Source organism: Agrobacterium sp. rho-8.1 (genome assembly GCF_033957725.1).
In the GTDB taxonomy this organism is placed as follows: domain Bacteria; phylum Pseudomonadota; class Alphaproteobacteria; order Rhizobiales; family Rhizobiaceae; genus Agrobacterium.
In genome coordinates this window covers 105,472-125,496 of sequence record NZ_CP192789.1, presented here as the reverse complement: position 1 = coordinate 125,496, position 20,025 = coordinate 105,472, and the positions used below count along the sequence as shown (strand labels likewise).

Annotated in this window: 16 protein-coding genes; 7 read left to right on the top strand and 9 right to left on the bottom strand. The window is 54.6% G+C overall.

Translation table 11 applies throughout. The features are described from left to right. Nucleotides 1-45 precede the first annotated feature (45 nt). The 3 genes from exoK to RMR21_RS15355 form a co-directional block, all read right to left on the bottom strand. A complete protein-coding gene (gene exoK / locus RMR21_RS15365) occupies nt 46-837 on the bottom strand; it encodes an endo-1,3-1,4-beta-glycanase ExoK (protein WP_498670342.1) in 792 nt (263 codons plus the stop codon). A gap of 4 nt (nt 838-841) precedes the next feature. Further along, nucleotides 842-1,990, bottom strand: coding sequence for an acyltransferase family protein (locus RMR21_RS15360; RefSeq protein ID WP_498670341.1), 1,149 nt, complete (start codon nt 1,988-1,990; stop codon nt 842-844). A gap of 364 nt (nt 1,991-2,354) precedes the next feature. Continuing rightward, nucleotides 2,355-3,827 (bottom strand): lipopolysaccharide biosynthesis protein, encoded by a 1,473-nt coding sequence (locus tag RMR21_RS15355; RefSeq protein ID WP_498670340.1) that lies wholly within the window; start codon nt 3,825-3,827, stop codon nt 2,355-2,357. A gap of 114 nt (nt 3,828-3,941) precedes the next feature. On the opposite strand from RMR21_RS15355, the gene RMR21_RS15350 reads away from it, so the two are divergent. Beyond that, complete coding sequence (locus RMR21_RS15350) at nt 3,942-4,907, top strand: glycosyltransferase family 2 protein (protein WP_498670339.1); 966 nt, start codon at nt 3,942-3,944, stop codon at nt 4,905-4,907. Nucleotides 4,908-4,943: 36 nt separating this feature from the next. Further along, nucleotides 4,944-5,912, top strand: coding sequence for a polysaccharide pyruvyl transferase family protein (locus tag RMR21_RS15345; protein WP_498670338.1), 969 nt, complete (start codon nt 4,944-4,946; stop codon nt 5,910-5,912). Nucleotides 5,913-5,931: 19 nt separating this feature from the next. On the opposite strand, the gene RMR21_RS15340 is transcribed toward RMR21_RS15345, so the two are convergent. Beyond that, nucleotides 5,932-6,927 (bottom strand): glycosyltransferase family 2 protein, encoded by a 996-nt coding sequence (locus RMR21_RS15340; protein ID WP_498670337.1) that lies wholly within the window; start codon nt 6,925-6,927, stop codon nt 5,932-5,934. Nucleotides 6,928-7,040: 113 nt separating this feature from the next. After that, the gene (locus RMR21_RS15335) at nt 7,041-7,331 is read right to left on the bottom strand and encodes an exopolysaccharide production repressor protein (RefSeq protein ID WP_498670336.1); all 291 of its coding nucleotides are present in this window, start codon (nt 7,329-7,331) and stop codon (nt 7,041-7,043) included. A gap of 394 nt (nt 7,332-7,725) precedes the next feature. Here RMR21_RS15335 and RMR21_RS15330 point away from each other — a divergent pair, with 394 nt between their 5' ends. Continuing rightward, nucleotides 7,726-7,995, top strand: a complete 270-nt coding sequence (locus RMR21_RS15330) for a DUF6074 family protein (RefSeq protein WP_498670335.1) — start codon at nt 7,726-7,728, stop codon at nt 7,993-7,995. A 35-nt stretch (nt 7,996-8,030) separates the two neighbouring features. Here RMR21_RS15330 and RMR21_RS15325 read toward each other — a convergent pair whose 3' ends face one another. Beyond that, a complete protein-coding gene (locus RMR21_RS15325) occupies nt 8,031-9,053 on the bottom strand; it encodes a LacI family DNA-binding transcriptional regulator (RefSeq protein WP_498670334.1) in 1,023 nt (340 codons plus the stop codon). A gap of 162 nt (nt 9,054-9,215) precedes the next feature. Here RMR21_RS15325 and RMR21_RS15320 point away from each other — a divergent pair, with 162 nt between their 5' ends. The 3 genes from RMR21_RS15320 to RMR21_RS15310 all read left to right on the top strand — a co-directional run bounded on the left by RMR21_RS15320 (nt 9,216) and on the right by RMR21_RS15310 (nt 12,813). Then, nucleotides 9,216-10,742, top strand: coding sequence for a sugar ABC transporter ATP-binding protein (locus tag RMR21_RS15320; RefSeq protein WP_498670333.1), 1,527 nt, complete (start codon nt 9,216-9,218; stop codon nt 10,740-10,742). Between the two features lie 48 nt (nt 10,743-10,790). Beyond that, nucleotides 10,791-11,798 carry an ABC transporter permease gene (locus RMR21_RS15315; RefSeq protein ID WP_498670332.1) on the top strand — a complete coding sequence of 336 codons (1,008 nt, stop codon included), beginning with the start codon at nt 10,791-10,793 and terminating at the stop codon, nt 11,796-11,798. A 67-nt stretch (nt 11,799-11,865) separates the two neighbouring features. Continuing rightward, nucleotides 11,866-12,813 carry a substrate-binding domain-containing protein gene (locus RMR21_RS15310; RefSeq protein ID WP_498670331.1) on the top strand — a complete coding sequence of 316 codons (948 nt, stop codon included), beginning with the start codon at nt 11,866-11,868 and terminating at the stop codon, nt 12,811-12,813. A 54-nt stretch (nt 12,814-12,867) separates the two neighbouring features. Here the strand turns inward: RMR21_RS15310 and RMR21_RS15305 are convergent, their stop codons facing one another. The 3 genes from RMR21_RS15305 to RMR21_RS15295 form a co-directional block, all read right to left on the bottom strand. Beyond that, nucleotides 12,868-14,121, bottom strand: a complete 1,254-nt coding sequence (locus tag RMR21_RS15305; protein WP_498670330.1) for an NAD(P)/FAD-dependent oxidoreductase — start codon at nt 14,119-14,121, stop codon at nt 12,868-12,870. A gap of 81 nt (nt 14,122-14,202) precedes the next feature. Next, nucleotides 14,203-15,771: a glycosyltransferase family 39 protein gene (locus RMR21_RS15300; RefSeq protein ID WP_498670329.1), complete on the bottom strand. Its 1,569-nt coding sequence runs from the start codon at nt 15,769-15,771 to the stop codon at nt 14,203-14,205. A gap of 121 nt (nt 15,772-15,892) precedes the next feature. Then, a complete protein-coding gene (locus tag RMR21_RS15295; protein ID WP_498670328.1) occupies nt 15,893-18,184 on the bottom strand; it encodes an NADP-dependent malic enzyme in 2,292 nt (763 codons plus the stop codon). Nucleotides 18,185-18,515: 331 nt separating this feature from the next. Here RMR21_RS15295 and RMR21_RS15290 point away from each other — a divergent pair, with 331 nt between their 5' ends. Next, nucleotides 18,516-19,946, top strand: a complete 1,431-nt coding sequence (locus tag RMR21_RS15290; RefSeq protein WP_498670327.1) for a mannose-1-phosphate guanylyltransferase/mannose-6-phosphate isomerase — start codon at nt 18,516-18,518, stop codon at nt 19,944-19,946. The last annotated feature ends 79 nt before the right edge of the window (nt 19,947-20,025 follow it).

Here is a 20,025-nt window from a genome sequence, read left to right as displayed (position 1 = left end):
TCCTGAAAAAAGGTGGTCGAGACAATCTACCTATGCGTTGTCGCGTTAGTTTGACACGCAGGCAACGGATTCAGGAAATTGGCATTCGTCGCCGAGTGCCGTAAACGCCATCTGTTCGACGCTCATGACGGTCGGGCCTGTGTAGGCAAACTTGCCCATCCAGCTTTTCAACGTGTCCGTGCCCCAAAGGCTGAAGAAAATCTTCTGCGGATTTTGTGGAATTGTGGACACATCCGTTACTTCGTGTACCATTTTGCCATTGACGTAATAACGCAAGCGCTCAGGCTCCCAAACAAAGGCGTAGTCGTTGAAAGCCTTGTCCGCTCCACCCTCGACATCGACAAGTTTTTCGTTGCCACCCTTGGCAGATACATACTGGTTCAACTGGACCTCAGAGCTGTTCTTGCCGAGAACCTCCATATCGATTTCGTCATGGGGTTTCTTGTCGGTCGGGCCGATATAGGTAAAGAACGCCGAGTTCAAACCGGATCCGGGTGCCGTTTTGATACGCGCCTCATATGTACCGTAACGGTAGCGACCCTTGGTCTGGATTTCGCCGCACGAGTAGTTGCGGTCACCTGCCTTGCCTTCCTGATAGCCGAGCTGCAACTGCCCATCTTCGAATTTCACGAGCTTTTTAGACCAGGTGCAATTTTGGTGTGGACCATTGTTCCAGCCGTCGGAGACGTACCAGAAGGAGCGATCCATGCTGTCAAATTTTTCGACAAATGACTTGCCGTTGTCTTCCTGCGCCATTGCGGCGGGTGCTCCGAGGCTCAAGGCGAGCATCGCTGCCGTGATCAGGCGCGATTGAGAAAATATGAAAGAAGCGGTCATGGTGTCACCTATGTCGTTGCGAGTAGGCTGTGTCTGCCGATGTTGGATGTGATAGCGCCGACGCAGTCGATGTCAGAGGTGTCTGGCTTTTCGGCTTGCTACTGCGGCTTCCCGTCAACACGGCGTAAACCGACGGAAGCTTGGATCGAACCTGAGCGTTCGTCACTATAAGGATGGCGAATGACAACAATACGGCACCGATATAGAAGGCAGGATAGAAGTCTGGACCGCCCTTGTTCCAGATCATCCACATGATCACGAGAAGCGGATAGTGAGCGCAGAAAATCCAGAAGCTGAGGCTGCCGGTCTGTGAAAGGCGTCGCCCGGCCCGGCTTTCAATCATGATCGAGGAAAATGCCCACAGACCGATCGCGCCGGAAACCGCAAGCAGGTTTCGCAGCAGGTTCAATTCAAAGGTAAATCCCGGTCCTGTGAAATACAATCCTGTCGCCAACAGCGTTGCTGCAACCATGATGGCGAGCGTTATTCTGCCGGCGTAGGGATCGAGCGTTTTCAAGTCGACTTTGTGAAGTGCGAGCGCGATACCGAGCGAAAAGCTGAAGAGAATCGATTTTTTCTGAACGATCCAAAGTGGGAGATCCGGCAGTGCCGTTAGTATGAGCAGAACTGCAAGCGTCGGCCAGGGAAAACGGTGAACCAGAAATGCAAGGACCGGGGACAGAAGAATGCAGACAAAGAGGTCACGCAGGAAATACAGGGGAACGTTGAGAGGAAACTCTTCGATAGCTGCGCCATGGTTCATGATTTCGCGTGCGGTCGCATTCCACAAATCCGGGAAATATCCAACACCAACGCCGAAGCGCTGCATCAGGAGGACGCCTAAAAACAGGAGCCCGTTCCACAATATGAACGGTAGCAACACGGTTCGTGTTTTGGACTTGATCGTCGCCGGATAGTCGAAGTCCGCCAAACCACGCCTGAAAAGCAGATAGCCAGATATCGCGCTGAGACAGGGGACGCCGATCCGGAACAGTGCGTCACCCAAAAACACACGTATCCAGTCGAAAAAGCCATAAACACCCAGGAACGGGCTGGTATCAGGATCGTGCGGTACGTGTACGAACACGATTCCAGATATCAAGACTATGCGCATCAAATTGATACGGGAGGATAGGTTCTGATCAAAAGTCACGTCAGTTACCCTTTTTGCGCGGTGTCTCCCTCAACCGCATTTCAATCATAACGAACGTATGCCCGAAAACGCAGTCTCGGTTTTAGTTACGGACAAAATGTGGCGGCGCGGCATAAGTTCCGCCGAAATATCACAGGTGAATCTGCGTAGTCGCCAGCTCTTTATTTTAGGAAAATAGTTAAAATATTGATTTTAATTAATAAAATTAAAAACACGCGTTTTGTTCCTTTGAGGAGGATGATGAAATTTAAGGCATCTAAAATTATTGCGATGCAAAAACAGAGCTGCTTTCATCGCACTAATCGGATGTGACTCGTTGAAAGCAGGCTGCTTTGTGGCCGTCAGACTGCTATGTTTAAGCAGGTTACACCGCTGCCTGCTTCGTTTTCCGGTCACGCACAAGACCAACAATCTTTCGAAGCAGGACACGTTCCGTCAGCAGGATCAGAACAGCATATACAACGCCGCCAACGGCGGCTCCCACCAGAACCTGCATATAGGCGTGCGGCAGGCTCGTTTCGAATATGTGCAGGACATATCGCACGCAGAGCGCCATAACGAATGCGGTAATCATCGGTCTGCTGCTGACATACATGCCCCGAAGAAGCGGCGTTTCACTTGCCCGGAACACCGCCCAGGAGTAGGCAACGAGTGTCACAGCATTGACAATGCACAGCCAAACCATCGCGTCGATCAGCGTCCCATAACGAGCAGCCAGCCAGACGGCAACGGTGGTGACGATAGCGCGGATCGTTGCTGACCAAAACAGAACACGACCGTATCCTGCACCTTTGAGATAAGGAATAAATGTACTGCACGGCGTCAAAATGGCTTTCGACAAGGCTAGAAGCCCCAGCACCGGCCAGGCGTAGGCCCAGTTCGGGCCAAAAATTACCAACATTGCAGGCTCGGCAATAGCCCAGAGCCCGAACATCATGGGTGCCAACAACACGGTTAGCACCTGCGTGCTGAACATCAGCGCTTCACGACGACGATTTTTGTCATCCATCATGAGGCTGAACGCGGGAAACAGAACACCCATGACGGCAGACAGGACCACCTGGTTCGGAATGCTGGCGAAACGATTGGATGCCGAGTATGCACCTGCATCCGCAAGGCCGAGATAGCGGGCAATGATAACCATCGGCGATTGAAAAGTGACGAAATTGGCGATCTCTGACCCCATTAACCCAGAGCTGAAACCCAGGAGAGGAATGAGACGCTTTGGCTTCATGATGAAGGCGGGCTTGTAGCGCGATACGGCATAAAGGCCGACAAGCCGAATCAGGGCCGCGGCGAAAAGCTGTATGACCAGCGCCCACACGCCGAAGCCGGAAAAGGCAAGGATGACGGCAAGTATGGCAGCGGCACTTTCGGACGTCATGCTCCAGATGGCGTCCTTGCTGAAATTCATGCGCCTCGCCAGAAGCGAATAGGCAACGTCGCCCGCCAGCTGCAAGGGAATCAGAAAGGCCATGATGCGCAGCAGATAGGCGCTTTCGACCGCACCCAGCAGACCGCCGAAAAACTCCGCGCCGAAGTAAAGAATGGCGGCCATGGTGCAGGAAATCGCCAGATTGGCCCAGAAGACGGTATGGATCGTGTCCATATCCTCTTCCTTCTCCACGATCAGCGCTGACGTCAGCCCCGCGCCGGCAATCATTGTGAGAAACTGGACAACGGTCAGCCCGACTGCAACGACGCCGAACTCTTCAGGCGTCAACAATCGGGCAAGAATTGGCACTGTGACAAACTTAAGCCCGAATGTGCCTGTTTTTGACAATATGCTCCAACCGACATTTGCGGTAATCGTCTTGACGCTCGGAGCAGGGGGCATGCGTGCATCCTATAAATTCGGAGGCCAGTGGGGGCTGGCAGGGGGTTAGCCACTCATCGGGGCCGCTCTTCTTATCGGGCCCGACACTTCTTGATCAACACAAGGGGCGAAACAATGGCGAAATTTACAGTCGTTATTCCTTATTATCAAAAACAGCATGGCATCCTTGGCCGTGCATTGGCCTCGGTTTTTTCCCAGACCCTTCAGGATTTCGATCTCGTCATCGTCGATGATGAATCGCCCTATCCGATTGAGAAGGAGATCGCCGAACTCAGCGCAGACCAACAGGCGCGCATCAAGCTTGTCAAGCAGGCAAATGCTGGTCCAGGTGGCGCGCGCAACACAGGCCTCGACAACGTGCCTGCACAAACCACCTACGTCGCTTTTCTCGATTCGGACGATATGTGGACACCAGACCACTTGAAGAATGCCGCTTTCAGCCTCGATACGTTTGGCGGCGAGTGCTACTGGGCGTCGATGCAGGCGAGTGACGAGTTCTATTATCACTTCGCTATTGCGGAACTGGAGAATGACGAAGGTGCAAAGCGCTTGTCGGAGTCACCCAAAATCATCGAATTACCGGATCTCGCCACCGTCATGTTGCGCAACTGGAGCTTCCTGCACCTGTCGTGCATGGTCATAGGTCGGCCGCTGTTCGAGAAGATACGGTTCGACCCTGTTCTGCGCCTTGCGGCAGAAGACGTCCTGTTTTTCTGCGATTGCATTCTCGCATCCAAGCGTTCCCTGTTGTGTGACGATGCCGGTGCCATGCGTGGCATGGGCGTCAACATTTTCCATAGCATCGACAACACCTCGCCGGAATTTCTGCGCCAGCAATTCAACACCTGGGTGGCGCTCGACACATTGCAGAGCCGCTTTGCCAAGCGTCCAGCCGATGTTGCGTCCATCGCATCCTACAAGAACACGGCCCGCAAGCAGGCGTTGTGGAGCCAGGCAGGAAAGCTGAAACAGCGCAAGGTACCGGAATTGGGCCTTCTGTTCAAATGGATGATGCGTGATCCGGCGATCTTGCGTGCTGCATTCGAGTTGGGAACTGGCAAACTGGCTCGCCCGAAATAAGCGACTTGCCACTCATATTTTATTCAGGAGTAGTCCATGAGACCTTATCATTGGGAATCGCATCACGGCAATTTCGGCGATGACCTTAATCTATGGCTTTGGGATTTTCTGCTGCCTGGTTTGCGGGACGTTCATCCGGACGTGTTGCTTGTCGGCGTCGGAACTGTCCTGAACGATGTCCTCTTTCCGCCAACGCAGCGCAAGCTGATTGTCGGAAGTGGTTACGGTTATGGCGCCGTGCCGGATATTTCGAACCGCGATCTTTGGGACATACGTTGCGTTCGTGGAGAGATGACTGCAGGCAAGCTTGGCCTTCCGCCTGAGATGGGGATTGTCGATCCAGCCGTCATGGTCACCGAGATGCCGGATTTCCAGAACTTGCCCAAAATCCACAAGAAGACATTCGTCCCGCATTGGGAGTCGGCGGAGTTCGGCATGTGGGACACTGTTTGCGAGCCCGCAGGACTGACCTATCTCGACCCCCGTGGAGAGGCCAAGGCAGTCATCAGGCATATCGCCCAATCGGAATTCATCGTGGCCGAATCCATGCATGGCGCAATTCTGGCCGATGCCTTCCGTGTGCCATGGGTTGCGGTCAGCACCTCCACCTCCATCAACAGCTTCAAGTGGAGCGATTGGGCTGGCAGTGTCGGGGTAAAATATGAGCCGCGTTACATCCCGGTTTCGACACGCGCCGAAGCGGCGAAGAAGGGCTCCAAGTTCTGGGGAATGAGTTTCCCGCCGCCACCTCCACCGGCGATTGTCGAACAGACATCGGCATCCGCATTGAAAGCGCCCGCCCATGAGGGTGACGTTCTCGTTCGTCCGCAGGAGGAACAGCGTTCTATACGCAAACTGGCGAAGCAGGTTCTTGCAGCGCCATCCACGCTCGCTCTGTGGCAGGCAAGCCGTGCCGAACCGCGCCTTAGCCCGGACGGCCAGCTCGAGGAGCGCAAACAGCGTTTTCAGGCTGTGTTGGAAACAATCAAAAAAGACTACTTCTGAGATAAAACGCCGCTCGGTTTCAAGAATTGAGCGGCGTTGCCCGTAGAAGATATCTGATGTCTGCGGTATGCTGAGGATTCTTTTGGAAACGTGCGGTTTTATCGCGCACGATGCCCTGGACGATCGCTGGTACTGCAGGGAGGCGGTTGAGCGCATGGGACAGCGCTGCACCCATTCCGCCCTTTGATTTGGCATCGAGGAAATCGCGCAGCTCGAATTTTTCGCGAATGTGGCGCTCGTGTTCAAGAAGAACGCGTTTTTCCTCTTCCTTGAGCGGATAGGCTGCCAGAATCCTCTGGTCGGCCTCGAAGAGCTGTTTCAGATCGTCCGTACGATGGCTGCCACTCAGGGAGTCTCCCCTGACGATGGCGCCGTAGCCGCAATTGCGAATGACCTTGTAACGCGCGCCGCAAGCGAGAGCGCGAACATAGAGCTCATAATCCTCGCCCAGTCGCAAAGCTTCATCGTACCTTAATCCATGTTTTTCCAAAAAAGCGCGACGAATGACCGGCTTCAAAAATCCTGTTTCGCCGCGTTCCACACCCCGTTTGGAAATATTGCCTTCGATGAACTCCGCTAGTTCGAGAAAATGCTCTTCGGGAGAAAATCGAGCGGGACGTAGTGAGGATGCGCTCGCGACCGATTGCTGGATGAACGCGATATTGTCGGCAACGAGGTCCCAATCATCGGTCGAGAGCATAGCTGCGAAGCGGCCTTCGAAGAAAAAGTCATCGGCATCGAGAATGCTGATAAGTGGCGATGTCGATAGGGAGATTGCGTGATTGCGTGCGGCAGATGGCCCGCGATTCGTGTCGAAACGCTCGACTTTCAGCCGTCCTGTTCCGTCGTCACACGCCTGCGCCACAGCGCTCGTTGCGTCCGTCGAACCGTCATCGATAACGACGACTTCCGCAACTTCGGGCTCCGACAATGCCGATACGATTGCAGTTCTGATCGTGTCAGAAGCGTTTTTCGCAGCAATGATTACACAAATGGATTGTAAGCCCGGAGCCATGCCGTTTCCCTGCATTGTTACGTTGCTGTTTTCTCAACGTAGAAAATGTCAGAGATATGGACAGACGGGCGTTATTTCGCAATTGCGAAAAGGAATGGAGTAGGGATCAGGTCTCAGAAGTCGCTTAATTTAGCGCGATGTGGTGCAACTGCCGCAATCGTGTCAACGATTGTCGTTTCGGGCAGAATTGGCGCATCTTTCTGAAAACCAGAGGCTTCGCGCAGACGCTGTTTTTCTTTCGCAACAAGAAACACTATGCCAGCAAAGTAGCCGACCTGTATAATGACGAGGCCGAGTACGGTTTGGATGAAAGCCGTGTAAAAAGACCCATAGATAACATAGGTCGCAACTGCAAACGCCAGCAAAGCACACATCATACTGATGAAAACGCGCGGCGCGTACATGTTTCTCTCCTCCGTAAAGCATTCTCTCACTATTGAGGTATGCTTTTTTATTGGTTTCTTTTGAACGCAGTATATTACGGAACCCAATCCGGTTCAATATCCTTATACTTCTCTTAAAACGCGCAGAATGAAGTTTTGGTGATCTTTAATGGTAAAATTTGCGCAAATTTTTGATCCCTTCTCATGCGAAGTGCGGTGTTTCAATAAAAGCCGTTGAATTGACGGTTGAAAGTGAAACCACATGGGATCCGTGTTCCGCTTCATCAGGCCTCTTGGCCCGATCAACCTCACAAAACACGAGACCTGCAGGACGATAATCCAGCGTCTGTAGACTTCGTTAACCATGCGGCAGGTAAACATAGGATGTTGATTCCCGAAGCAGTAAGGTGTGCGTGTGACAGAGCGTTCTGAAGTAATTGCGTTTCCCGCTAAAAATCGCGTCGTAGACATCAAGCGCTGTGTTCAGATGCTTGAGCAACTGAACGGAGAAGAGGCAAATCTCTTCTGGCGGAGCGAGTGCAGGACTCTCGCCGCTCACTTGACCGGCCTTGGATATGACGAGCTTGCCATGCGCCAGGAAATCATGGATTTTCAGGGTGCCGTCCAAGCCGAGCTCTGGTCTGCCTCGCAGCAGGATGAACCTGTTCGTCGCGAGACCTACTGAAGTCCCATAAACCTGAAGTGGTTCAGCGTAGCGTTCTATAACTGCCGCGCAGGCCCGCCGACCGAATTTCGCACGATAAGGTCCGGGCTCAATAATATCTCGGGCTCGCTCGGCTGGCGTCCTTCCAAGAGATCCAAAAGTAGTGCCATCGCATGTTTGCCGATGGATGTTCTGGGCTGGCGAATGGTCGTCAGCGCTGGCGACATAAACGCCGCCTGTGGAATGTCATCGAAGCCGGTCACCGAAAAATCGCGTGGAATATCATATCCTCGCGCTGCCAGTCCGATCATCACGCCAATTGCGGTTTGATCGTTGACGCACATAAAAGCGGTTGGGAGATTGTCGCGCATAAACAGTTGCTCGACGGCAAGTCGCCCGCTTTCCAGTGTGCCATCTCCCTCGATGACAAGATCCGTCACCACGGTCAGACCTGCTCCCTTCATGCCCTCATCAAATCCGGCGCGTCGTCTGCTATAGGCAAGACGGGTTCTGGAATCGCCGATGAAAGCGATGCGCTGATGACCCTCGGCGATTAGCATGTCGGCAATCTTGCGCGCCCCGGCCATGTCGTGAACGCCAACATACGGAATACCGCCATTGTAGATCGGCTCGAAGACGCCCACGCTTGGCGGTAGTCGCGCTGTCATCGCCTGATGACCGAACGGCAAGATGCCCGTGAAAAGAATGAGCCCTGCCGCCTGGTTCGAATTGAGGAATTTCAGATATTCCAGACCGCGCTGCGCGTCGTTTTGCGTGTGGCCGATGAGAATGCCGTAGCCATGCGCGCGCGCTTCGTTTTCAAGTCCAACCAGAATGTTGGAAAAATTAGGATCGCCAATATCCGGTGCGACCACCAGAATCATATTGGACCGGCCCAGCCTGAGGCTGCGGGCCATCGCGTTGGTGGTGTAACCTGTCACCGCAATTGCCTGGTTGACCTTAAGGCGAGTCGAGTTCGCTACCTTTTCAGGCATGTGAATGGCGCGCGACACAGTTGCGATGGAAACCTCCGCAATTCGGGCAACGTCTTCTATCGTGGCAGATGAGGGAATCGACAATGAGGGCCTCGGATATGTGCGCGACCGGACACTACACGTAGCATTTGATCCGTCAAACTTGATCCATTAAATCCGTGCGATCAGCCTGATGTAAACCTTTACATGATGAGTGTAAAGGTTTACATGAGCATTTGGAGATGGAGCTACCTGGGGAGGGGTGCCATGGAGATGACCACCGCAGAGAGCGGAGACACCGTGCTATCGGCACGTCGAATCTCTAAATCATTCAATGGTGTGCAGGTGCTCTTCAGCGTCAATTTTGAGCTGAAGCGAGGTGAAATCCACGCGCTTATGGGTGAGAACGGCGCGGGCAAGTCGACGCTCGTCAAAGTTCTCTCCGGTTTCGAGCAGCCAAGTTCAGGTGAAATTCTTCTCGATGGCAAACCTGTGATGCTGCCGCCAAACGGGACGGCTGAGTCTCTTGGTATCGTCATCATTCACCAGGAGTTCAATCTTGCCGAACATCTCACTGTCGCTGAAAGTCTGTTTTTAGGGCGGGAAGTCACACGCTTCGGGATTCTCGACCGCAAGGCCATGCGCGCGGAAACGCGGTGTGTCCTGGATGAACTCGGTTGTACTGTGGATGAAAACGCGCTGATTGGCACATTATCGATTGCTGAAAAGCAAATGGTGGAAATTGCCAAGGCTATCAGCCGCGACGCCCGTATCGTGTTCATGGATGAACCAACAGCCGTCTTGTCGCGTGACGAGACAAGCTACCTGTTCCAGCAGGTTCGCAAATTGCGCGACAAGGGTACGAGCTTCGTCTTCGTATCGCATAAGTTGGACGAGGTGATGGAACTGACCGACCGTGTGACTGTCCTTCGGGATGGTCATTGGGTGAAAACTGCGCCGACATCCTCGCTGGATGGCGAGGCCATTGCGCAGTTGATGGTCGGAAGAGAGCTGTCGAGCCTTTATCCGGCCAAACGCGAGCCCGATGTCGACGAAGCGATTGTTCTTAAGGTCGGCGGCCTATCGACCCGCTATGTCAAGGATGTGAGTTTCGACTTGCGCAAAGGTGAGATCATCGGTTTTTCTGGCCTGATCGGTTCTGGTCGTACCGAGCTTGCAGAAGCCATTGTCGGGCTGCGCAATCGCGCAGCCGGTGAGGTGCATGCCAATGGGCATTCGTTACCGTCCCATGACCTGCATGCCTCGATTTCTGCCGGCCTTGCCTACATGACGAAAGACCGTAAATCCAAAGGCCTTCTTTTGGGTGCTGGCATGGGCCTCAACCTTACCCTCCAATCCCTGGAACGGCATGGCAAGTTCGGCTATCTCAGCGCGTCCAGCGAAGCCAGATCACTCGACAGAGCGCGTCGGCGTTTCGATATCCGCGTGCGAGATGGAAGCGTCGTTGTTGGACGCATGTCAGGTGGAAATCAGCAGAAATTGCTGCTTGCCAAAGTCATGGAAACTGAACCCAAAATCATCATCATCGATGAACCCACGCGTGGCATTGACGTGGGGACGAAACAGCAAATCTACCATTTCATTTCGGCTCTGGCACGCGATGGCCACTCGGTCATCGTGGTGTCGTCCGAAATGCAGGAGGTCATCGGGCTTTGCACCCGGGTTGCTGTCATGCGCGAAGGGCGCCTTGTCGGCATTCTGGAGGGTGACGAAATCAACGAACGGGAAATCATGCGTTATGCAGCAGGCCTAAAAACGAAGACTGCAGCATAGCGGGCGGTCAGATGGCCGATATGACAGGGTGGGAGATCTGTTTTGGGTATGAGCGTAAGTGAAGACAGCAAAGAGAAAAAGGCAGGGCGATCCCTGCGCGATATAGACCTGCGTGCCGTCGCACCCTTTGTCGCTCTGGCCCTGCTGCTGATCTTTGGAGCAATGGTCAATCCGAATTTCATCAGCATTAATAATCTCACGAATGTCGCTACCCGGAGCGCGTTCATCGCCATTATCGCTGTGGGCGCGACATTCGTGATTTCCGCGGGAGATCTTGATCTGTCGGTCGGTTCCATGGTGGCCTTTGTTGCGAGCCTCATGATCTTGCTGATGAATTCCAGCGTCGTGGCGGACCCCGCCTTGATGCTGGTGTTGGCTGTGGTCTTTGCGCTGGTGGCCGGCGCTCTTTGCGGACTTGCCAACGGCTTGATCACGACAGTCGGAAAGATAGAACCCTTCATCGCAACGCTGGGCACCATGGGTGTGTATCGAGGGTTGACGACATGGCTGTCGCAGGGCGGCGCTATTACGCTGCGGGATCCTCAGCTACAGGCCATGTATCGTCCGGTTTATTTCGGATCGTTTCTGGGAATGCCGCTGCCGATCCTCGCCATACTGATCGTGACGGCGATTGCCGCCTTTGTTCTCTACCGCACCCGGTACGGACGTCATGTTACGGCCGTCGGGTCCAACCGTGACGTGGCAAAATACTCCGGTGTTACGGTCAATCGCGTCCGTACGGTTGCCTTCGTCATCCAGGGACTTTGCGTCGCCATCGCCGTCCTTCTCTACGTGCCGAGACTGGGCTCTACGTCGGCAACGACGGGTATGATGTGGGAATTGCAGGCCATCACAGCCGTCGTGGTCGGTGGCACTGCGCTCAAGGGCGGCGCTGGCCGAGTGTGGGGCACAATTTGCGGTGCATTCATTCTCGAACTTGTCGGCAACATCATGCTGCTTTCGAACTTCATCAGCGAATATCTGATCGGCGCCATACAGGGTGCGATCATCATCATTGCCATGCTGGTCCAGCGGTCGTTGATGCGTCGCTCATAAGAGGTTTCGGGTTCACGGGTCGCCCGGTTCTGAAAATAAAGACCTTATCTATGTGGGAGGAAAACACATGAGACAGAAACTGTTGGGAATGGCCGTGGCGCTGGTCGCGCTTTCGAGTACGGTTCAAGCTCAGGACAAAAAGGTGACAATCGGGGTTTCGATCCCTGCAGCCGATCACGGCTGGACCTCTGGTGTTGTCTATCATGCAGAGCGCGTGGCAAAGTTGTTGATGCAAGAACACCCAGGCCTCAACGTCATCGTCAAGACATCGCCGGATGCAGCGACCCAGGCAAATGCCGTGCAGGATTTGGAAACGCAGGGTATCGACGCGCTTGTCATTCTGCCGTCCGATCCTGATCCGCTGGTTAACGCGATCAAAGAAGTGAAAAGTAATGGCAAATTCGTAGCCCTCGTAGACCGCGCACCCAGCGTCAACGACGACAGCGTCCGCGATCTCTACGTGGCCGGTAACAATCCGGCGCTGGGCGAAGTTGCGGGCAAATACATCGCAGAGACGACGCCGGATGCCGAGGTCGTCGTCATTCGTGGTCTGCCGATCCCGATTGATCAGCAGCGTCAAGATGGATTCGACAAGGGAATTGCAGGCTCCAAGGTTAAGATTCTGGACCGACAGTTCGGTAACTGGAACCGCGATGACGCATTTAAAGTCATGCAGGACTATCTGACGAAGTACCCGAAGATTGATGTTGTCTGGTGTCAGGATGACGATATGGCTGTCGGCGTCCTGCAGGCGATCGAGCAGGCCAAGCGCACCGATATCAAATACGTCGTTGGCGGTGCCGGGTCCAAGGACATGATCAAGAAAGTCATGGATGGCGCCGAGATGATCCCTGTGGATGTTCTCTATCCGCCAGCGATGGTCGCCACTGCGATGCAGCTTACTGCCGCCAATTTCTATGATCAGGTCCCCGTCCGTGGCACCTATATTCTCGATGCCACTCTCGTCACGAAGGAGAATGCCGAAGGTTTCTACTTCCCCGACTCACCGTTCTAGTACCTGGTGGAGATGGTCAGGCCCGTTCGAGAGAGCGGGCCTTTTCTGTTACGATCAGGAAAAACGGCTTGCCCGGAACGGGTCAACGGGGATGGACGTGTCCACCCCTGTCACAAGCTCTGTGACGAGCTTTGCCGTGGCGGCAGATTGCGTTAGCCCAAGATGCCCGTGGCCGAATGCGTAGATGACGGATCTGCTGGCGCGTGACGGGCCGATGACGGGCAGGCAATCCGGCATGGATGGGCGCAAACCCATCCACTGCTTGCCGTCCTTGGTCTTCAATCCGGGAAGAAAACGGCTCGCCTTTTTCAGAAGGGCTTCGGATCGGCGGAAGTTCGCTGGCAAATGCAGACCACCGAGTTCCACCGCGCCGCCAACGCGGATACCGGATGATAACGGCGTCACGACGAACGCGTGGTCATTGAAATAAAGCTGCCGGGTCAAGTGAAATGAGCCTATGGGCAATGTGGTGTTATAGCCGCGCTCGGTCTCCAGCGGTACGGTGTTTCCGAGAGAGGCGGCCAGCGGTTTGGACCATGCGCCACAGGCGACGATGACCTTGTCCGCTGCTATGGTCTGGCCGTTGGTCAGCGTGACGACGGTCTTGTCGCCCAACATGGCAACGCCCGAGGCTTCGCCATTACGCAAAATTGCGCCCCTTGCGATCACAAGGTTGGCGATTGCTCGGGTGAAGGCTTGGGGGTCACCAACCTGCAGCCCATCGGGACTGTACATGGCGTGCTGGAATTGCGGCGCCAGTCCAGGCTGCAACGTCTCGATTTCCTCGCGTCCGACCCGCGAGAATGTAAAGCCGGCACGGGCTTTCTCCTCCCAGTCGCCACCAGCCGCGTCAAAGCTTGCCCGGCTGTCGTAAAGATCGAGCGTTCCCGTTTTCGATATGTGGTGAGCCAGTTCCGGCATGGCAGCCACCGTCTGCATTTCGCTTGCCGCAAGTCTCATCATGGTTTTCTGCACGTTGAGACCGTGTTCGAAGGCGCGCGGTGAGCCGGCTTTCCGGAACCGCCAAAGCCATGGGGCAATCTTTAGCGCGTAGGCCGGGGGAATGCTGAGAGGTCCAAGCGGATCGATGAGCCACTTGGGCGCCTTTTTCATGACGCCGGGGGCCGCCATTGGAATGATTTCAGGAAAAGCGAGAATACCGGCATTGCCAGCGCTTGCGCCTTCCGCAACACCGTCCCGCTCCAGCAGGGTAACGCGCCTGCCGGAATTTTGGAGATAAAGAGCCGACATCACACCGATGATACCGGCGCCGATGACCAGCACGTCGCACTGTTCCGATGAATCCATCAAAATCACCCCATGTAAGAAGGCACAGATAGCACGCTTAAATGCAAACTGTCGACAAGATTGAAGGTTTGATTGGCGGCGTTAATTTTTGACGATATTCTTTGGTTTCACGACTGCGTAGTTAAACGGAAGGGACTTGTTTTTGACAGGGTAATACATCGGCACATCAAGCCTTGTCGCCGTGACACCTTCGACCCTTGCGTTCAGTTGGTCGCCCAGCCATTTCGTCATCGACTCCATATCGCGGCTATCGTTACCCGTCCAAACCAGGAGAACTGGCCGATCTTCCGAGAGTGCGAAGACAGGATCGTAATCGTCATAGGTTGTCGTCCCAACAGGAACGCTGTCGAACACGAAACGCAGGTTCCCGCCACTAGGCCAATTGGGCGTGACGACGAGGGACGGCGAAATGTTCTTTTCGTCGACGATGTGGTTACGAAACGCCTGCCAGTCATAATTCGAGCTGGACACTCTACCCATGAGCGCCGTGACGGGCTGTGACAGCAACAGCGCGACCGGAACGATCATCATAATCAGAAGTGCGAGCGGGATAAATTTGTCCGACAGACGTTCGGTGTTCGCAACTCTTTGTTCTATGAAAAGTGTTGCCAGGATCGGAAATGGCAGAAGCAACGGCAGCAGCCAGCGATCACGCAGTTCGGTCATAGTCGTGGTGAGGATGACAAGTGTCATCAAAATGGCGATTGCGATGAAATAGTTGATGAAAAAACGCAGCCAAGGGCTCTCTGCTTTCGCGGCCTGTTTCTCTCCCCGCCGGGCGGAAAGCCAAAGCAACGCCGTCGGCAGAGCGACAATAATGGCAGAGCTGGACAGGAAACGACCTAGCCCGCGTGCGATCTGCAGGAAACGGCTTTCCGGCGCATCCTCGGCCATTCTCTTCAATGTCACCTCAGAGGCGAAGGTCAGATTATCCATCAGCCAGAAGACGTGGGGTATGAAGACGATAAGGCTGACGCCAAGCGTGAGGAGAAAACGCTTGTCTAAAATCCGATCACGACCTTTGGGATGAAGCCATACAGCAACCAGCAAGGCTGGAAGAATAAGCGCAAAATTGTACTTCGACAGCATGCCAAGGCCAACGGCCAGGCCGACAAGGATATAGCCCGCAGTGGTTGGACGTTGTATCAGCCTGATGGTGCAATAGATGACCGATGCAAAGGTCAGCATCAGCATGGCCGTATGTGTCAGGTCGCGCTGCGCCTGCCAGAACACCTGGGGTATTACGAAAAGTGCCATTGCGGCCACAACGACAAGACGCTTGTTCTCAAGCACCAATTCGGCCGTTTTTGTATAGATCGCGAAGGTCAGAAACAAAATAAAGTTCTTGGCAAAAGCCAAGGTAGCCATGGATGTCCCAAGGACCGCGAAGATTCCCTGCTGATACCAATTGTACAGAGGCGGCTGTGCATCATAGCCGAGTGCCAGCCATTGCGCGAAAAGCACCTGCTGCGCTTCATCGATCCGCAGCGCTGGAGGTACCAGCTGCCGCACGATGGTCTGTAGCAAAAAGTATGCCCCAAATAGCAGGATGACTGCGTTGGGGTTGTCGGTCAGGCACAGCAAAACCTTTTTGCGAAGCCCGTTTGTTTCCGTCGACGGCGTCCCTGCCGAATGTCCCGTGATAGCCATGCGTCGTCCATTGAGTGTTTATGCAGCATAATTTTTCGCGAAGAAGCTGTACTATGTGGCCGAACCATGGCGCATTTGGAGGTGCTGCCACAAACATTACTTGATCCGTGGCAGCCCTTGATCAAAAGCCGCCGGAATTATAGGCGGCGATGGCCGCCATGTTGACGATATCGCTGTCTTTTGCACCCATCGATGTGATCTGGACGGATTTATCCAATCCCACCAGCAGCGGGCCGATGACAGTTGCCCCACCCAGCTCCTGCAACATCTTTGTCGAGATGGATGCCGAGTGGATCGCTGGCATGACCAGAACGTTGGCGGCACCGGACAGGCGCGTAAACGGGTATTGGCTCTGCATCTTGTGGTGGTTCAGCGCGACGTCCGCGGCCATTTCTCCATCGACCTCAAAGGTCACGTTGCGTTTATCCAGTATGCGTACAGCTTCACGAACCTTGTCGGACCGCTCACCCAAGGGATGGCCAAAGGTGGAGTAGGCAAGCATGGCCACCCGTGGCTCGTAGCCGAAACGGCGAGCCAGACCTGCGGCTTCCTCGGCAATATCGGCCAGTTCTTCGGCGGATGGCATGTCGTGAACGGCGGTGTCGGCCACAAAGACCGTGCGGTTACGCGATACTACAAGCGATACGCCGATCACGCGGTGGCCGGGTTTGGTGCTGATGCAACGGCGCACGTCTTCCAGGGCTGTTGAGTAATTGCGGGTTGTGCCCGTCACCATCGCGTCGGCATCGCCAAGCGCTACCATGCAGGCAGCAAAGTGGTTTCGGTCATTGTGGACCAGACGCTGAACGTCGCGCAGCAGGAAACCTTGCCGCTGCAAGCGCGCATAGAGATAATCGATATAGGTATCGACGCGCTCGGACAGGCGTGCGTTGGTGATCTTGATGTTGGGGCGGTCCAGATCTATGCCCGCACGCTCTGCGTTGGCACGAATGATATCGTCTCGACCAAGCAGGATGGCAGTGCCGAGACCCTGCGCAGTGTAAGAAATGGCCGCGCGCATAACCTGTTCTTCTTCGGCTTCCGCAAAAACGACGCGACGCGGAGAACGACGGACTCGCTCGTAGAGCCGCTGCGTGGTCGATGCCATGGGGTCGCGCCGTGCGGAAAGTTCGCGAGAATATTCTTCGAGATCGCTCAATTCACGGCGGGCAACGCCCGTCTCCATGGCAGCTTTTGCAACAGCCACAGGGATTGCGGAAATCAAACGCGGATCGAATGGAACAGGAATGATGTATTGCGGTCCAAACCGTGGACGCACACCCTGATAGGCGGCGGCAACATCGTCTGGAACATCTTCACGGGCAAGATCAGCGAGCGCCTTGGCGGCGGCAATCTTCATCGCATCGTTGATCTGGCTAGCGCGAACATCCAGTGCGCCGCGGAAGATGTACGGGAAGCCGAGGACGTTGTTGACCTGGTTGGGATAATCGGAGCGCCCCGTCGCCATGATGGCGTCATCACGAATGCGGGCGACCTCCTCCGGCGTGATTTCCGGATCAGGGTTTGCCATGGCAAAGATGATCGGCCTGGGGGCCATTGAGCGGATCATATCTTCGGTAAACGCACCCTGTTGCGAGAGCCCGAAGACAACGTCGGCACCGTTCATCGCTTCTTCGAGCGTCCTGTTGTCCGTCTTTGCAGCGTGCGCGGATTTCCACTGGTTCATCCCTTCGCTACGGCCCTGGTAGATCACGCCCTTCGTATCGCACAGGATGATGTTTGCAGGATTGAAGCCCATCGCCTTGATCAGGTCCATGCACGCGATCGCGGCAGCACCTGCACCGTTGCAGACAAGTTTGGTTGTATTGAAATCACGGCCCGTCAGCGCAATGGCGTTGATGAGGCCAGCGGCGGCAATGATCGCCGTGCCGTGCTGGTCGTCATGGAAAACCGGGATATCCATGAGTTCGCGCAGGCGGCTCTCGATGATGAAACATTCCGGGGCCTTGATGTCTTCCAGATTGATGCCGCCAAAGGACGGACCAAGATAACGCACGCAATTGATGAATTCGTCTGCATCTTCGGTATCGACTTCAAGATCGATCGAATCGACGTCGGCGAAACGTTTGAACAGAACAGATTTGCCTTCCATCACCGGCTTGGACGCCAAGGCTCCAAGGTTTCCAAGTCCCAGAATGGCAGTGCCGTTGGAAATCACAGCAACCATATTGCCGCGGGTGGTGTAGTCGTAGGCGGTATCGGGGTTCTCAGCGATGGCTTTCACAGGCACCGCAACGCCAGGTGAGTAGGCCAGAGACAGATCCCGCTGGGTCGCCATCGGCTTTGTTGGCGTGATCTCGAGTTTGCCCGGACGGCCCTGCGAGTGGAAGTCCAGAGCCTCTTGATCCGTTACGGACATTTTGCCGCTCGTGGATGTCGTTTTGTCGGACATGACTCCCCCTTCTCTTTTTCTTTATCGAATGGTGGTCGTTGTTATTGTATTTTTCATGACGCTGCCAAGGGTTCAGTGTCCTTCATAGCGATTAATCCAACGAAACGCACGAAATCAGAACGCTTCAATCGATTAGGCGTTCTGTATTTCAGGAACCGCAGCCTCACGTCGTCGTTGGAAAACCGTCCGGTCGGTTCACAGTCAAAGGACTGGATGCAGGAAAAGGTTTTGGGGGCGGGTGGCGCTGAAGCTTGGCATTCACTTCCACACGTGTTTTGGTGCCGACCGGAAGCGTAAGACGCAAGTGACTTGGAATTGGAAAGGTAGAAACGTGAGCGCACAAACTCGAAAGATTATCCCGGTACTTCTGGCAGGTGGCGCTGGATCGAGACTATGGCCGGTATCACGCGACCAATTGCCAAAACAGTTTCAGCCACTCGTTGGCAGCCTGTCCACCTATCAGCAGACCCTCCAGCGTGTAAGCGACACAGCGCTTTATGATGAGCCGCTTGTCATCACGAATGAGGATTTTCGTTTCTTTGCGCAACGGCAGGCCGAAGACATCGATTTGAAAGCAACGGTGGTTCTAGAACCGGCACGTCGCGACAGCGCTGCGGCGATGGCTGCTGCGGCTGTGCTCGCAGAGCGCCGGGAACCGGGATCGCTCGTGCTCGCGCTTGCTGCCGACCACGTGGTCTTGGACAATGAAAAGTTTTCGGATGCAGTCAGGTTGGGTGCCGAAGCGGCGGAGCAGGGCAACATCGTGGTGTTCGGTCTCACGCCGACCGAACCACGAACCTCGTATGGCTATATCAATCCCGGCGAGCCTATCAATGGCAATGAAGATCTTTGTGTCGTTGAAGCCTTCGTAGAAAAGCCAGATGAAGAAACGGCCATTTCGTACGTCGAGAAAGGTTACCTCTGGAATTCCGGAAACTTCCTTTTCCGCTCAGATGTGATGATATCAGAGCTTTCAGTTCACGCTCCAGATATTCTTTCGGCCGTCACACGCTCGGTTGACGAACATGAAAGCGACCTTGGCTTTGTGCGTTTGCACAAGGAGAGTTTCGAAGCCTCGCCAAAAAATTCCATTGATTACGCGGTCATCGAAAACACCAAGCGCATGGCGGTCGTTCGGGGCCATTTCCGCTGGTCTGATATCGGCAGTTGGGACGCAATCTGGGAGATCGCCGACAAGCTGGACAACAACAATGCCGTCGAGGGACAGGGCATTTTCATCGATTCTGAGGGTTGCCTCATCCACTCCAACAGTATTCTGACCACGGTGGTTGGAGCCAAGGATATCGTCGTCGTCGCTACGAAAGACGCCGTACTCGTGACCCCGAAAGATAGGGTCCAGAGCGTCAAAGGTCTTGTTGAGACTTTGAAAAACAGCGATCACGCGCACAAGACGGAGGTCCACAAGCGTGCCTACCGACCTTGGGGCCACATAGAGCAAACCGACTTCGGTCCACGCTATCGGGTCAGCCATCTCAAGGTCGAGCCTGGACACCGAATCTCGCTTCAGCAGCACTATCATCGTTCGGAGCATTGGATCATCGTCCGCGGCACCGCGACGGTTACCATCGATGACCAGACGCGGTTGTTGACGGAAAACGAATCCGTCTACATTCCTCTCGGCAAACCGCACCGCCTGGCAAATGAGGGACAAATCCCTCTTGAACTGATCGAAATCCAGACCGGGTCGTATTTCGGTGAAGACGATATCAAGCGTCTGGAAGACGATTATCGGCGCGACTGATACCGGATCTTTACTCCAGAACAGCCCTTCAAAATGAGGCGCCCTAACAGCGCCTCATTGGCCATCTAGCTGCCAATGC

Bases quoted from the DNA above. Each gene is read 5' to 3' on its own strand.
- exoK (WP_498670342.1), bottom strand. From the start codon at position 837: ATGACCGCTTCTTTCATATTTTCTCAATCGCGCCTGATCACGGCAGCG.
- RMR21_RS15355 (WP_498670340.1), bottom strand. From the start codon at position 3,827: ATGCCCCCTGCTCCGAGCGTCAAGACGATTACCGCAAATGTCGGTTGG.
- RMR21_RS15350 (WP_498670339.1), top strand. From the start codon at position 3,942: ATGGCGAAATTTACAGTCGTTATTCCTTATTATCAAAAACAGCATGGC.
- RMR21_RS15345 (WP_498670338.1), top strand. From the start codon at position 4,944: ATGAGACCTTATCATTGGGAATCGCATCACGGCAATTTCGGCGATGAC.
- RMR21_RS15340 (WP_498670337.1), bottom strand. From the start codon at position 6,927: ATGGCTCCGGGCTTACAATCCATTTGTGTAATCATTGCTGCGAAAAAC.
- RMR21_RS15335 (WP_498670336.1), bottom strand. From the start codon at position 7,331: ATGTACGCGCCGCGCGTTTTCATCAGTATGATGTGTGCTTTGCTGGCG.
- RMR21_RS15320 (WP_498670333.1), top strand. From the start codon at position 9,216: ATGGAGATGACCACCGCAGAGAGCGGAGACACCGTGCTATCGGCACGT.
- RMR21_RS15315 (WP_498670332.1), top strand. From the start codon at position 10,791: ATGAGCGTAAGTGAAGACAGCAAAGAGAAAAAGGCAGGGCGATCCCTG.
- RMR21_RS15310 (WP_498670331.1), top strand. From the start codon at position 11,866: ATGAGACAGAAACTGTTGGGAATGGCCGTGGCGCTGGTCGCGCTTTCG.
- RMR21_RS15305 (WP_498670330.1), bottom strand. From the start codon at position 14,121: ATGGATTCATCGGAACAGTGCGACGTGCTGGTCATCGGCGCCGGTATC.
- RMR21_RS15300 (WP_498670329.1), bottom strand. From the start codon at position 15,771: ATGGCTATCACGGGACATTCGGCAGGGACGCCGTCGACGGAAACAAAC.
- RMR21_RS15295 (WP_498670328.1), bottom strand. From the start codon at position 18,184: ATGTCCGACAAAACGACATCCACGAGCGGCAAAATGTCCGTAACGGAT.